At 53.0% G+C, this 14,891-nt stretch carries 9 protein-coding genes and 1 pseudogene; 8 read left to right on the top strand and 2 right to left on the bottom strand.

Annotation, left to right across the window (positions count from 1 at the left end):
* Nucleotides 1-3,282 (bottom strand): SusC/RagA family TonB-linked outer membrane protein, encoded by a 3,282-nt coding sequence (locus KK062_RS20955; protein ID WP_254086305.1) that lies wholly within the window; start codon nt 3,280-3,282, stop codon nt 1-3.
* Nucleotides 3,283-3,785: 503 nt separating this feature from the next.
* On the opposite strand from KK062_RS20955, the gene KK062_RS20960 reads away from it, so the two are divergent.
* From KK062_RS20960 to KK062_RS20985, 6 genes are all read left to right on the top strand, one after another.
* Nucleotides 3,786-4,454 carry an RNA polymerase sigma factor gene (locus KK062_RS20960; protein WP_254086306.1) on the top strand — a complete coding sequence of 223 codons (669 nt, stop codon included), beginning with the start codon at nt 3,786-3,788 and terminating at the stop codon, nt 4,452-4,454.
* A 147-nt stretch (nt 4,455-4,601) separates the two neighbouring features.
* Nucleotides 4,602-5,645 (top strand): FecR family protein, encoded by a 1,044-nt coding sequence (locus tag KK062_RS20965; RefSeq protein WP_254086307.1) that lies wholly within the window; start codon nt 4,602-4,604, stop codon nt 5,643-5,645.
* Nucleotides 5,646-5,803: 158 nt separating this feature from the next.
* Complete coding sequence (locus KK062_RS20970) at nt 5,804-9,211, top strand: SusC/RagA family TonB-linked outer membrane protein (RefSeq protein ID WP_254086308.1); 3,408 nt, start codon at nt 5,804-5,806, stop codon at nt 9,209-9,211.
* A 10-nt stretch (nt 9,212-9,221) separates the two neighbouring features.
* Nucleotides 9,222-10,859, top strand: coding sequence for a RagB/SusD family nutrient uptake outer membrane protein (locus KK062_RS20975; RefSeq protein WP_254086309.1), 1,638 nt, complete (start codon nt 9,222-9,224; stop codon nt 10,857-10,859).
* A 16-nt stretch (nt 10,860-10,875) separates the two neighbouring features.
* Nucleotides 10,876-12,030 (top strand): SusE domain-containing protein, encoded by a 1,155-nt coding sequence (locus KK062_RS20980; protein WP_254086310.1) that lies wholly within the window; start codon nt 10,876-10,878, stop codon nt 12,028-12,030.
* A 34-nt stretch (nt 12,031-12,064) separates the two neighbouring features.
* Nucleotides 12,065-13,255, top strand: coding sequence for a glycoside hydrolase family 76 protein (locus KK062_RS20985; RefSeq protein WP_254086311.1), 1,191 nt, complete (start codon nt 12,065-12,067; stop codon nt 13,253-13,255).
* Nucleotides 13,256-13,300: 45 nt separating this feature from the next.
* Here the strand turns inward: KK062_RS20985 and KK062_RS20990 are convergent, their stop codons facing one another.
* The gene (locus tag KK062_RS20990; protein WP_254086312.1) at nt 13,301-14,128 is read right to left on the bottom strand and encodes a CPBP family intramembrane glutamic endopeptidase; all 828 of its coding nucleotides are present in this window, start codon (nt 14,126-14,128) and stop codon (nt 13,301-13,303) included.
* Between the two features lie 103 nt (nt 14,129-14,231).
* Here KK062_RS20990 and KK062_RS31075 point away from each other — a divergent pair.
* Nucleotides 14,232-14,414 (top strand): annotated as a pseudogene (locus tag KK062_RS31075) (helix-turn-helix domain-containing protein); the annotation flags it as partial.
* Between the two features lie 76 nt (nt 14,415-14,490).
* Nucleotides 14,491-14,679, top strand: coding sequence for a hypothetical protein (locus tag KK062_RS20995; protein WP_254086313.1), 189 nt, complete (start codon nt 14,491-14,493; stop codon nt 14,677-14,679).
* Nucleotides 14,680-14,891 lie beyond the last annotated feature (212 nt).

The raw sequence follows: 14,891 nt of genomic DNA on the forward strand, positions 1-14,891 counted from the left end.
TTAGAATTGAACTCTGATTCCTGCGTTATACGATCTCATCAGCGGATACTTGCCGTAATCCACGCCGGGCGTCAGGTTGCCGCCGTTGGCATAGTCCACTTCAGGATTGTAGCCTCTGTATTTCTGGAATGTGTGCAGGTTGTCCGACGATACATAGAACCGTACGTTCGAGATCGTATTCGATGTCAACGCCGCCGTGTTCCACGTATAGCCAATCGTCACGTTGGTAATCCGCAGGAATGAACCATCATTGAGATAAAAGCTGGACAAGCGCGTGCTGTTACTTTGTGTACCCCCGCGCGAAGCGCGATACACCTCTCCGCCGCCGGGATTCGCCGGCGTACGGAAACGCTCGTCCACAATAGCATACTGGTTACCCGAACCTTCCATATTCAGGTTGTAATAATTTTGTCCGTCCAGCACCTTATTGCCATACGTACCATTTGCCGACGCCGAAATATCAAAGCGTTTGTACCGTCCCGACAAATTGAAACCATAAATAAACTTAGGGTGCGGGCTGCCAATGATCGTCTTGTCGTTGTCGTTGATGATCCCGTCGGGCTTCACATCGACAAAGTACAAATCACCCGGTTGCACCTTGGTGCTCTGCGACGACGACGGCGCATGCCCCGTGCCATTGTTCATAGCATCGGCCTCCTCCTGCGTCATCACCATGCCGGCCACCTGAAAACCATAGAACATACCGATGGGTTGTCCTTCCTCCGTAATGTGTGTCATATATGAGCGCTCTGCACCGTTAGTGATAATCGTCGAAGCGCCACCCAGGTCAAGCACCTTGTTGCGGTTCAGCGAGAAATTTCCACCCGCGCGAATCTCATAATCAGTCGACGAAGCAATCAGCCCATCGAGCTGAAGGTCGATGCCCCGATTGTTGATCTTCGAGTCCGGCAAATTCGTGAGCATGGACGTAGTACCCGACACTGCCGTGATCGGCTTCGAGAACAGCAGGTTGTACGTATAGCTGTCGTAGTAGTTGGCGATGACCGACAGGCGCCCGCCGAACAAGCCCACATCCACACCAAGATTTGTCTGCGAAGTAGATTCCCACCCCAGCTCGTTATCGCGGAAAGGACCGGGGTACATCGCTGTGACAACGTTATTCCCGATCACCACGCCACCTTTGCTCATCGTCTGCTGAAAATTGTAGGCGCCGATACCATTGTTACCGCTCAATCCCCAGCTGGCGCGAATTTTTAAAGAGCTTTGCTCACCCGCCAAATTCTTGTAGAAGGATTCATCCGAAACAGTCCAGCCGCCGGAAACAGAAGGGAAATAAGCCCAGCGGTTTTCCGGACCAAACAGCGAGCTGCCATCACCGCGGAATGTCGCGGTCAAATGATAACGATCGAGGTAATTCAGGTTCACACGGCCGAAAGCCGATGCCATCGTATACTCCGTAATCCCGGTTCCACTGTTCCGCGTAAAGTTGCTCGGATCTGCACCACCGCCGGTAACGTAAGGCACTTTGTCGTCCGTAAATCCATTGGCTGTAACATCGATCACATCCGTATAGTGTGATTGCGCAGAAGCACCCAGCACACCACTCACGCCGAGCTTGTCGAACTTCTTGTTATAATTCAGAGTAAACTCCGTCAAGTAGTCTCGCTCGTCCGATCGCGTGTTGCGCGCATTGGCCGCGGCAATGGCCTGGGGCGAATACGGAGCAAAAGTACTGGAGGTAATGCTCGTGGGGCGGTAATACTCCCAGTTCTCAGTATAGTTATAGGTACCGAACGACAGTCTTGCGACCAACGGCTCGATGATTTTATATTGCCCGTAGACGTTGTACGTAGCACGCGTGGTTTTACGGAAGTTCCGTACCTTCTCCATATACGCTACAGGGTTCTCGATGTCGTTTTGAAAAGCATAGTCCGCAGATTGCGACGACATGCCATACTGCGCCGGTGTTCCGTCCTCATTGTACGCCGGCAAAAAGGGAAGATAGATCAACGCCGCCATGACCGGGCTTTGCTGGAAACGTCCCTCTGTCACCTCGTTCGATTCCGTATCCGTATACGCCAGGCTCGCGCCCACCGTCATGCGCTTCGAAATATCGATATCCAGGTTGGAGCGCAGGTTGTATTTCTTCAAACCGGTATTGACAATGATCCCTTCCTGGTCCTGGTATCCACCCGAAACCGCGTAACGCACACCGTTGCGTCCACCGACAACCGACAAATTATGGCGGCTGTTGATCGCATTCCGGTAAAGCTCATCCTGCCAGTCGGTATCATACTCCGGATCTTTGATCGTACCCGAGCCGAAGTCATACATATACTCGGGAATTCTGATCGTGTTGGCGTTGGTGTTGTTGGTATAGGCCGTCCGCGTGGCGTTATCGTCACGCACCATGTCGTCGTTCCACACCTTGCCTTGTGAGGTCACCAGGTCTTTATAGGTTTTGTTGTGCGCGTCGACAAAGAGATCGTAGAATTGCCGGGCGTTCAAAACATCCACCTTGCGGGCAAGCTGATTGACACCGAACTGATAATCATACGTGATGGTCGGCTTCTCTTCCTTACCCCGCTTCGTGGTGATCAGGATCACACCGCCGGATGCCCGCGATCCATAGATGGCAGCCGAAGCCGCATCCTTCAATACCTCGATGGATTCGACGTCTTCCATGTTAATGAAAGGATCGCCGTTCTGCGGATAGCCATCGATTACGTACAGGGGATCGGAGCTCGCGTTGATCGAGCTTGTACCCCGCACGCGGATCTTCGTGCTTTTGTAGGGAGCTCCCGTTACCTGTGAGATTTGCACGCCGGCAACTTTTCCCACCAGCGCCTGCCCCAGGGTTGGCGATGTACGATTGAGCTCACCGGCTTTCACGCTGGCAATGGCACCCGTAACATCGCTCTTGCGCATCGTTTGATAGCCTACCACCACAAATTCGTCCAGCGCTTGTGTGTCGCTCTCCAGCGCTATTTGTAACATCGTGCTGGTGCCGATCGTTTGCTCAACCGTTTTATAGCCCAGGAAAGAAACGACAAGGGTCGTGGCATCATCCGGCACACTCAGCGAAAACACCCCGGCAGCATCCGTGATCGCGCCGAGCGATGTCCCCTTTATCTGGACAGTCGCGCCGGGTATAGGCTCACCCGTCTCGGTGTCGGTAATTTTACCGCTTACTTCTTTTCGTTGTTGAAGAAAAGCGGGGGAGCCTGTCTCGCCCGCAGCATGCAGGTGCGCGTAACAAAACACGACCAACAGCAGACACGCGATCGCGTGTAACAATTTGTTTGTAAATATTCTACTCATGTACATAAAATTTTAAGCGCTGTGAATGTTAGGGAGCTGACCACGCTCATTGGAACCTTTCAGAGGCGGCAAAATTGACAAAATCATCGGATGACCTCCGCTCAATTTTATTAAGCAATCATTACGATTGATCGATTCTTTTTAAAGGCGTGTTAAGACGCACGAGTGGCAATGATTGTGATTTCGTTAGCGAAGACCTCCGTGGCAGCCTGACAATGACCATCCTCTCTAGCAGATGTTGCTCATACTTCACATAGACATAACGTTGTGTCGTCGCCGGTCATGCACGTAGCGCCCGTCACAGCGTTCGCGAATCCTATCGCCGTGGTCGCGAAAACGAATGTATCCCCTAACGTGCCGATCATCTTGCCCCGGGGCGCACAGACTTGCGTCGGTTTAAATATTATCCCAAAAAGAAAATCCACGCGCTTCCCACCGCCCGCGCCGAAAACCTAACCATTTTGATTTTTCCCCAAAAAGAAATAATTTCATCATAACAAACGATGGAAAACCATTCGTACCATAGAGAAGTGAGCATCTTTCTGTCTGCGAAGAAGGAAGAGACAGAGCGTACGGCTGACAAGGCCAGTGACCTGGAGCTTTGGAGCGCCTTTCGGCAAGGCGACGAAGCCGCCTTTGTGGACATCTACAAAACCTACGTCAACAAGCTCTATAATTATGGAACCAGGTTTTGCGGTGACCGCGAGCTGGTAAAAGACTGCCTGCAAGACTTTTTTATCTACCTCCGCAAAAACCGCGAGACCCTCGGCGACACCACGTCCATCAAATTTTACTTATTCAAGGCCTTCCGCCGGCGCGTCGTAGACTACATAAAAGCACAGGAAACCGAGCAAAAGAAAAATCAGCTGGCCGACATCTTCCAGCTGCAGATTGAGGTCTCCGACGAAGTAAAGTTTATCGACCGCCAGCTCCACGAGCAACAGCTCATGCGGCTCAACAACGCCATCGCAGCCCTGACAGAAAAAGAACGCGAGGCCATCTTCTATTACTTCTATGAGGGACTCAGCTACCAAGACATAGCCAAAATCCTGAATTTCACCCACATCGCCTCCGCTCGCCGGCTGATCTACCGCTCCCTGTCTAATATTAAAGACATGCTCATCATCCTATCCTGCCTGGTCGCCCCCGGCCTCCTGTCATTCCTTCGCTAACCCAGCCCTGAAAAGCCGCCACACATCACCCCAGGCTGCCGGCCCAAAAGCCGCTTCCCGCCCCGATTTTGGTCCACTTTAAAAAAAAATCAACTTTCTCGGTATCATTCCAACGTTTGCACCCTTATAGGGATAAATAGTCAGAAAATGTCTGTAAACGATCCGGAAGAAGATGTTGTCGTCACACTGTTGTCTAATAAGGACTTCAAGGATTGGGTATTAAACCCTTCCGGAGATAGAGACTTTTATTGGCAAAACTGGATAAAATCCAACCCCGACAAGCTCCCGGCGCTAAACAAGGCCCGCGAGCTGGTGCTACAGCTCAAATTTAAAGAAGATCACCTCATACCCCAGGAAGTGGACCAGCTGCTGAGCGATATCATCTCCGACAAGGCCTCCGCCCGCGCTGGCAAAATCGTCAGCTTCCGGCGGCATACCTATACGCGGTGGATAAAAATCGCGGCGTCCTTCCTGTTGATTCTCTCCAGCAGCATATACCTGTACCGCTATGTTGCAACCGCATTCAAAACCGAGATAGTCTTCAAAAAAGTGCAAACCCGAAAAGGACAGCGCCTCCGCATCGACCTGCCGGACGGAAGCGTCGCCTTCCTCAACGCCGGCAGCACATTAACCTTCCCCGAAGCATTTTCCGATACACTGAGAAGCGTCGCGCTAACCGGCGAGGCGTTCTTCGAAGTCGTTAAAAATCCGGAAAAACCCTTTGTGGTCAAGACTGCAGACATTCAAACGCGGGTGCTTGGTACCTCCTTTAATGTGCGGTCGTTTGAATCCGACAGCGCCACCGCGGTATCACTGGTTACAGGAAAAGTGCGGGTCGCCCCGGAGCATCCGTCACGCGAAAAACAAGAACACGTGCTCGCCCCCGGCGAACGCCTGGTATACCGTCAGACGGATCACACCTTTGAGAAAGCAACCTTTGAAATAGCCGATATAACCGGTTGGAAAGACGGTGTGCTGGTATTTAGTGATACCGACTTTGCGGCCACCATCCAACGCCTGGAGCAATGGTATGGCGTGGAGATCACGGTGCAACATCCGCCTTCAAAGGACTGGCACGTCAACGGGCATTTCGAAAACGAACCCCTGTCGGAAGTGCTCGCCAGTATCCAGTTTGTATACGATATCAACTATAACATAAAAGATAGTAACGTAGTCCTAATATGTAACTAACCCATGAAACAACAGACAAACCAAAGCCCCTAAAAAAAAACGGAAGATCAGCACGTGACCTTCCGCATTCCTTCGCTCCGGTTACACCAGCCGATCTCGACAATCACAGGTATACCGGAACTGCGATAAATAGTAACTATTTACCCAAACTCAAACTTATGGAAAAAAGCTTACGCAATTTGCTTTTCCGACTGGCCCGTGGCCTTTTTTTTAGTATCATCCTACAATCGATTCCGATGACGTTGCTCTTCGCCCACGAAGGCGGAGCCCAGGTCAACGAAGTCTCTCAGGATCTGAAAAAGGTCTCCATTCAGATCGATGTACAAAACGCCTCCCTCGAACAGCTCTTTAAGCTCATCGAGCAAAAAACAGAGTTCAGGTTCTTCTACGACAAAAAGGCACTTGCTTCCGACAGCAAGTTCACGCTCAACAAAGAGCTCTCGCTGTTTGAGCTGTTATCGTGGATCACCGAGCGCACCAGCCTCCAGTTCAAGCAGGTAAAGAAGAACATCAACGTTCGCTCCGTACCTGTGAAGGCCACCGCCATCGTTGGCCCGACGGAGGACGTTACCGTCAGCGGCCGCGTTCTTTCGGCCGACGATGAACAGGGACTGCCTGGTGTAAACGTAGTGGAAAAAGGCACGTCTAACGGCACCATCACAGACTCCGACGGAAACTATAGCCTTCGTGTGCCTGACGATGCGGTCCTGGTCTTTTCTTTTGTAGGGTATAGCCAACAAGAGATTGCCGTGGGCGGTAAAACCATCATTAATATATCGCTACAACCCGATATACAAGCGCTGGGCGAAGTCGTGGTTGTGGGGTATGGTACGGTGTTGCGTAAGGACCTCGTGGGCGCGGTAGACCAGGTTAAGGCCGATGCCATCCAGAACCGTCCCGTGGCCAACATCACCCAGGCGCTGCAAGGCCTTTCGCCCGCCCTTGTCATCCAGCAACGAAGCATGAACCCCAATGATAATACGATGAATATCAACATCCGGGGTATAAACAGTTTCAATAACAACGAACCACTGGTGGTAATCGATGGGATGATCATGGAAGACGTGGGCAGCATGAACCTGCTCAACCCCAATGATGTGGAAAGTATCTCCGTGCTGAAAGATGCCGGCGCATCCGCCATTTACGGTTCACGTTCAGCCAACGGCGTGATCTTGATCACGACCAAAAAAGGAAAAATCGATATGCGGCCCGTCGTGAGCTTCAATGCCTCGGTGGGAACTCAAAATCCGAAAGTTTTACTCAAGCCCGTCAAGGGGTATCAGAATGCGCTGCTACGCAATGACTCCTACGTCAACGCCGGCCTCGATCCCATCTATACCCCCGAGCAGATCGCCAATTTTGCTAAAGGTGACAGCGAGTGGGGCATGGACGCGATTATGCAAAACGCCTTGCAGCAGAATTATAACATCGGTGTACAGGGTGGTTCCAAGACCGGCTCGTATAATTTATCCTTTGGTTACTTCGATCAGAAGAGCAATTTCAAAGGACCGGACTACGGTCTGAAGCGGTATAATATCCGTGGCAACTTTGTCAACGAAATCGGCAAGGTAAAGGTTACGACCGTCCTCGCCTACAATCGGCAGGCAGGTTTCTCCGACCGCGGCGGGCTTTTCCTGGCCGACGTTATGCGGGTACCTACGTATAACACCTACAACCTGTATCCCGATGAAAACGGGCATTATTATAACAACGATATCACGACCGGTGGTAACATGTTGGCCACACTATACCACGGCGGCAGTACGACCAACGACAACGACCAGTTTCAGGGAATCGTGACCGGCGAGCTCGATATCTGGAAAGGCCTGAAGGCCCGGGCCGTACTCGGCTATGACCTCAAGTCCGAGCACCGCGTCATCAGAAGGCGGTATTACCCGGTGTATGACTTCATCAACCGCAACAATATTGCAAACGCGGGCAGTGCCACAGACTTCCAGATCGAAGATTACAATGCCAAAATGACGACGCTCAACAGCCAATTCCTGTTGGATTACAGGAGAACGTTCAACGAGCAGCACACCATCACAGGTCTCTTCGGCTACACCAACGAATCGTGGCGGCGCGAACGCAATGAAATAAAAAAGACGTTTGTTGACGAATTGTATCAGAACACTGACAATACCATCATCGGGGCCGACAGCTACAACACGCCCAGCGGTACGGCCGAACGGGGCCTCCACTCCTGGCTGGGACGTCTGAACTACGCCTACGGCGACAAATATTACGCAGAAGTAAGCGGCCGCTACGATGGTTCATCACGCTTCCTGAGCGAACGCCGTTGGGGATTCTTCCCGGCGGTCTCCGCCGGCTGGCGTGTCTCCGAAGAACCCTTCTTCGAACCGGCCAAGTCGATCCTTGATGAGTTCCGTCTCCGTTCGACTTACGGTGTACTCGGCGCTCAAACTGTCGATGATTATGAATTCATGACCACCTACGACATCTATACCAACCAGTATGCATTTGACAAAAAGGGCGTGACTGGTACCGGCTATACTCTCGGTAACGACCAGCTGACGTGGGAGAAAACCGCCACGTTCAACGTGGGCTTCGACGCGGCCGTATTGAACAACAGTCTGGCATTCTCCGTCGATTACTTCGACAAACATACCTCCGATATATTAATGGCACCTCCGGTACCGAAAACGCTGGGCGGCGCCCAGGCCCAGAGGAATATAGGTGAGATGCGAAACCGCGGTTTTGAGCTCAATGTAAGCTATCGCCTCAACCACGGCGACTTCAAGCACGTGATCAGCGCTAACCTCGGCGACTCGTACAACGAAGTTGTGAAGTTTGGTCCCCAGGCCATTTCTAAAGCTGACGAAGTGGAGCGCATCGTGCGCGAAGGTGTACCGCTGTACAGTTACTATGGTTACAAAACCGCCGGCTTGTTTCAAAACACCGCCGAGATCGAGAACTCCGCCGTCTGGGTGGGCGCCAACGTGCAACCCGGCGATGTCAAGTATGTCGACCGCAACAAAGACGGTGTGATCGACGACAACGACCGGTTTATTCTCGGCAACGCCTTTCCCCGGTATACTTTCGGCTTTACCTATAACATGACCTGGAGAGGATTCGACTTCAGCATGATGTGGCAAGGGGTGGGCAAACGCGACATGGCGTTGCGCGGCGAAATGATCGAGCCGTTTCACGGCAGCTACTACTACGTCATGTTCGAGCACCAGCTCGACTACTGGCGCCCCGGCAACACCGACGCCGAGTATCCTCGTCTGGTCAACAGCGCGTCACCGTCATACTCCAACAACTACGGCCACGGGTCGGACCGGAATATCTACAACGCGGCCTACCTGCGTCTGAAGAATATCCAGATCGGCTATACCGTGCCCCGCGCCATAACGCAAAAAGCGCGCATCAACAAGCTACGCCTGTATGCTACTGGCCAGAACTTGCTGACGTTCTCCAAAAACAGCTTTATCGATCCGGAATCCTCCGAATTCGGTAGCAGTATGAACGCCGGCGGTGCCAACAGCGGGCGTAACTACCCGACCTTATTGTATTACGGCGGCGGTATTGAGGTTGAATTTTAACAGCGAACGCATGAGAACCAAAAATATGAAACCGAGCATCAATTACCTGTCAGGGTGCCTGACTGCCTGCATCTTGTTGCTGGCCGGATGCGTCGAGCTCGACGTGGTGCCCACGAATAAATTTACCGACGACACCTACTGGACGTCCGTCGAGAAGGCCTCGTCCCTACTTAACATGGGCTATCGCCAAATGAACGACGCAGGGCGGATTTTCCGCGACGAGCGGCTTAGCGACAACCTGTATAACAGCTACGGCAACGACGACGTGCGCGTCACCGCCAACGGACAGGCAAACACCTCCACGGCCATGTTCGACAATTACTGGGGCGATCTGTACGGCGGCCTGAAAACTACGCACACGTTCCTGGCCAATGTCGACCGGGTGGAAGGCATGGACGAAGCCCTCCGGAATCGCATGAAGGCGGAAGCCCGCTTCATTCGCGCATTCCTGTTCTTCCAGCTCACCAACTGGTATGGTGATGTCCCCTTCTTTACGGAAGACATCACCCTGGAGATCGCCACCACCATCGCGCCGACGCCGCAGGCTACCATCGTCGACTTTATTCACAGCGAGCTCGAAGAAATCGCCGAGATCCTGCCGACCAGCTATGGCCCTGGCGACCGGGGTAGAATTACCGCCGGCGCGGCGATGGCTTTTAATGCCCGTGTAGCCCTCAATTTCAACGACTGGGAGCGTGTCAAGACATATACCGACAAGCTCATCAACAGCACGCAATACGGCACGTACACACTCTTTCAAAATTACGAGGGTATCTTCCACTTCGCCAACCAGTATAATTCAGAGATCATCCTCGATATACAATATGCACCGGAAGTGCGTACCTGGAATGAGATTTTCACCTACGTTCCGTTCAGCCTGACCGGTGTGCAGTATATCCAGGCCAGCCCAACGCAAGACCTGGTGGACACCTACCTCATGAAAGACGGTAGCAAATGGGATGAAAACAAAGACCCCTACGCCGATCGCGATCCGCGCCTGGACATGACCATCTATCGCCACGGCAGCGCTATCCAACAAAGAGGCAACCCCGGAAGCGTCTTCAATGTCAACGTCGATCCGAATGATGTCGACAACGACACCAACGATAAGATCGGCCGCGAAAACGGTACCCAAACAGGTTATTTCTACCGCAAGTTTTATGACCCCAACCCGGCCGCATGGACCGGCGGCACGTCGTGGGATTGCAACATCAACTTCGTCGTGCTACGCTTTGCCGATGTGCTGCTAATGTATGCCGAAGCGATGAACGAGCTGGACCAAATGGATGCCGCCGTGTGGGATAAAACCATCCGGCTCCTGCGCGAACGCGCCGGCTTTGACAATACGGCCCTCGCCCTCGATTTTCCTGGCGGCGGCAAAGACGCTCTTCGCCCTATTATTCGCGACGAGCGTCGCGTAGAGCTGGCGTTGGAAGGTACCCGCGTGTATGACATCCGCCGCTGGCGCATTGCCGAGACCGTCATGAATGCGCCCCGTCGCGGAGCGAAATTCGATCTGAGCACCGGCACGCTGAAGTATTACGAATACCGCAACAACACCTTCAACGAAAACCGCGACTACCTGTGGGCCATTCCGCGCCAACAGTGGCTGATCAACAAGAACCTGGGACAAAATGATGGATACTAACATTAACCGAACAAACATGAATACGCTCTATAAAAACATACTGGCCCCCGCCACGCTATTCGTCCTGATCATGACCGTGCTGATCGGTTGTAAAGACGATGAAGGTTCCTTCAACGATGTAACCGTCACATCCGTCGAGCAATTTTACGAACCTGCCAACGCCAAGCATATCACATTGCAGTCTGCCGGCAGTACTTATTTCGAGTGGGAGAAAGCCACCGCGGCCGACAACAGCATCGTGTATTACGACGTGCTGTTCGATAAAGCCGACGGCGACTTCACCAACCCGGTGTATGTTGTCAGCTCCGACAACAAAGGCACGTCGACCGGCGCCACCGTCACGCACAAAACACTCAACAAGATTGCCATGATGGCTGGCATCGAGCTGGCTGAAGAAGGCGCCTTGAAGTGGACAGTGCGCTCGAGCCGCGGCCTGAATTTCAATCTCGCCAACGAGAATCGCAGCATTTCGGTCATCCGCATCAACAATGTCGATGATCTCGAAGGTGCAACCCTGTATATCAACGGCGAAGGTTCAGAAGACGGCCAGCAGGTGAAAGCCAGTGGCGCGATCGGCGAATATGATATCTATACTAAACTCGAAGCAAACAAACCGTACTACTTTACCTCCAGCAGCCAGCGAACGTTCATGCTCAACCCCGATCAAACATCGTTCAAAGAAACCCTGGACGCTCCCGAAGGTGCTACCGTAAGTGAAACCGGCGTATACCACATTCACCTGGATTTCGGCGCGGCTGCCGCCACGATCGAAAAAATCGACAAGGCTGAGATCGTGGTAAGCTGGACACAGCGTCGTAATGCCTTTACGTACAAAGAAAAAGGCGAATGGGAAATAAAAGATTACAACGTCCAGCTGGCCGCTGCACCCTGGGGCTTTGACGAACGCTACAAGATCGTCTTCACCATGGCCAACGGCAGCGAACAACACTGGGGACAAAAAGGACCGCACTTCGACGACAGACCGTCCATTAACAGACCGGGCTATCGCGACATGGCGCCTACCGAAGGCGGCCAATGGGGTGGTTCACAATTCAAATTCCCGAGCGAGCTGGCCGATGGCAATGACCTCGACAAGTACACGGTTGACGCGACCATGTCCCTAACGGCCGACAAGAACTATACACACGACTTCACCAACGTACGTCCGTAACAGGCGCCATGTATAACGCTAAAAGCTATTAAACATGAAGAAACTATTTTTAGAAACACTTTGCGTGGCACTGCTGCTCGTCTCGTGTGATTCGTACGAAGACGAATATATACCGGTGAACAAGTTTCCCACGTTTGCCTGGCAACCTGCTGCCGACAGCAGCACCAGCGCGTTTGTGAGCCGCTACTTCAACGCCACGTACCACGTCTTTAACAATACGTACGACGGCCAGATTACCTGGAACGACTACTGGCCCGAAGCGCACGGTCTGGATGTCTTGGTCGATTCCTATGCCCGCACCGGCAACGCTGTCTATAAACAAGCCATCTACGACTTCTACGAAGGTGTGCGCCAAAAGAACTGGTATAGCGACAACTGGAAGAACGAATATTACGATGACATGGGCTGGCACGGGCTGGCGCACCTCCGCGCGTTCGAAGCCACGGGCGACGCCCGCTACGAAGAGTCCGCACGTAATCTGTGGCACTGGATCACCGAAGGATGGACCGAATTCGACGGCGGCGGCATTAAGTGGCGCGACACCGACGACGAGGCCGGAAACTCCAAAGGCATTCCGGCGAACGGCCCCGCGGCCATCATCGCGGCCCGCCGCTACCAGAAGTATCCCGACGAAGTCATTGACGGCCTGAATAATTTACAATGGGCGCAGCGCATCTACGACTGGATGAAATACAACCGCACCGTACTGGCGACAGGCCGCGTCTACGAGACCTTCAACGACACCAACGGCGATTACTCCTACGACGTGGGCACCTTCATCGGCGCCGCCCTCGAGCTATACAACATCACCAAGGAACGGGTATACCTCAACGACGCCATCAAAGTCGCAAACTACCACATCGCCGCGAACATCAACACCAACAATCGCGTCATGACCGATTTTGGTGAACAGTCCGGCAACGGCGGTGGCCACGACGTAAACCTGTTCAAAGGCATCTTCGTGCGCTACTTCACCTTGCTGATCCAGCACCCCGATCTGCCCGAAACAGCCAAGACCCGGTACATCTCGTTTCTGCAAAACAACGCCAACTATTTGTGGGCCCATGGCACCGACAAGTCCGCCGGCATAAAATTCAGCTACTCCTGGTGGGAAACCCCAACCGGCGACACCAAGTGGGGCGACCTCCGCTCCGCCATCAGCGGCGCCACAACCATGGAAGCCATGGCCTTGCTAGAGAAAGAAGGCTATTTCACAAAAGAATAATCGCAGTCCAAAAACAGAGCGAGTGTGGCGCGAGAGCGAACATACTCACTCTGTTTTTTTATTCGTTCGGGCACCCCAGGCAGTAGCCGCCAGCGCAACAACAAATACCATCCCCTGCAACACCAGTCCAAGTGTTTCCGCCCCGGCGCGATCCGACGGTGAGGCGGTCGATAAAAACGAAAGCTTCCAGATAGAGTCATCTCGCTTCATCCCCACCAGCATCTGCCCGACATTCAGCGCAACATGTATTCCCGTCGGCACGGCAATACCCCGCGACAGCACCGCCCCCAGCCCAAAAACAAAAGACCATACAAAAGGCCCCGAAAAAGCCGCGGCCACAGACCAGCCTCCGGCAACATGGTATAAAGCAAAAACAACGGCCGTAACAATCTGCACGACCCACAACCCATAAGTGGTATTGAGCAAACGGAAAGGGTACCCGCGAAACGCCAGCTCTTCCATAAACGCCAGCGGCACCAACATAACGCACCCGAGAAAGACCGCCTCATAGTTTACCGTTGCCGCCGGCGAGATTTCCAACATTGTGAAACCAATCAGCGTGAACAGTATCGCGGCAAAGACGAGCGCGCCTACGACCAACCCCGTGAAAAATCCCGGCAAGGTAGTACGTGACCAAACCAAACCGGCATTGTGAAAGGTCACTTGCTGCCATCGTAAAAATACGGCGGTCGTTCCCAGCGCGAGCAGCGTGCCCGTAATACCATGCCGCACACCCCACCAGGGCGACGCGATGGGCGGAAAAAAAGAAAATGATCGCGATACGACGACGAATACGCCGACAAAAACGGCCCAGAATACTAGTGCAGTGACAACGGCACGGTATCGGGAATGAGTATAAAGCTGTTTCCCCATAGTCTCAAAAGAATAGCCCAAAACTATTACCTTTAAACATTCGCCGCCTTACGTCAAATGCGTATGACGTAAGAATGACGCATGTGGCACAATGCAAGGCGCTATGAATCAATACACAAAAAAACAGCTGGCTGACGCCGTCAGAACCGCGCGAAGCCAAAAAGGATACACCCAGCAGGAGCTTTCCGACCGGACCGGCCTCAGCCTCCGGTCCATTCAGCGCATCGAAAAAGAAGAAGCGCTGCCCCGCGCCTATACCCTGCGCATCCTGGCCGCACACCTGGGCATCGCAGAAGAACCCGAAGTAGCCAGCCATCGCACCCGTTGCCGCCGATCACGCGTTTGCCCTACCCTTAGCATCTATGCCACCTCGCCTCAACAGACCCCGCAAAATCATTCTGACGACAGGCATCGGCATACTCTTGATCCTTGGTGGCCTGGCGTTCATCGCCCAGGCCACCCGCTTCCCCGAAACAACCTTTGAAGCACTGTTATTTTGGATGGGCATCAGCGGTGCTTATATGCTCATTCAATACAACCTGTGGCGGTAGGAAAAGACAACCAGCCCCACAAATCTCTCGCCGCCAATCCCATCAAAATCGAACCAAAACGCTAAGGAGTGATTCATTCACTTTTAATTAAAAGTTCTTTAGTAAATTTGTAACCAACAGAAAGCAACACCGAATCAGGTGTTATATGGCGACAGCTGGCGAGTCTTAGACCCGCCTCGGGCCATTTCAAGCACCGAGCGCCAGCGATGGTG

The organism is Dawidia cretensis (genome assembly GCF_018598175.1).
In the GTDB taxonomy this organism is placed as follows: domain Bacteria; phylum Bacteroidota; class Bacteroidia; order Cytophagales; family Cyclobacteriaceae; genus Ohtaekwangia; species Ohtaekwangia cretensis.

Bases quoted from the DNA above. Each gene is read 5' to 3' on its own strand.
- KK062_RS20955 (WP_254086305.1), bottom strand. From the start codon at position 3,282: ATGAGTAGAATATTTACAAACAAATTGTTACACGCGATCGCGTGTCTG.
- KK062_RS20960 (WP_254086306.1), top strand. From the start codon at position 3,786: ATGGAAAACCATTCGTACCATAGAGAAGTGAGCATCTTTCTGTCTGCG.
- KK062_RS20965 (WP_254086307.1), top strand. From the start codon at position 4,602: ATGTCTGTAAACGATCCGGAAGAAGATGTTGTCGTCACACTGTTGTCT.
- KK062_RS20970 (WP_254086308.1), top strand. From the start codon at position 5,804: ATGGAAAAAAGCTTACGCAATTTGCTTTTCCGACTGGCCCGTGGCCTT.
- KK062_RS20975 (WP_254086309.1), top strand. From the start codon at position 9,222: ATGAGAACCAAAAATATGAAACCGAGCATCAATTACCTGTCAGGGTGC.
- KK062_RS20980 (WP_254086310.1), top strand. From the start codon at position 10,876: ATGAATACGCTCTATAAAAACATACTGGCCCCCGCCACGCTATTCGTC.
- KK062_RS20985 (WP_254086311.1), top strand. From the start codon at position 12,065: ATGAAGAAACTATTTTTAGAAACACTTTGCGTGGCACTGCTGCTCGTC.
- KK062_RS20990 (WP_254086312.1), bottom strand. From the start codon at position 14,128: ATGGGGAAACAGCTTTATACTCATTCCCGATACCGTGCCGTTGTCACT.
- KK062_RS20995 (WP_254086313.1), top strand. From the start codon at position 14,491: ATGCCACCTCGCCTCAACAGACCCCGCAAAATCATTCTGACGACAGGC.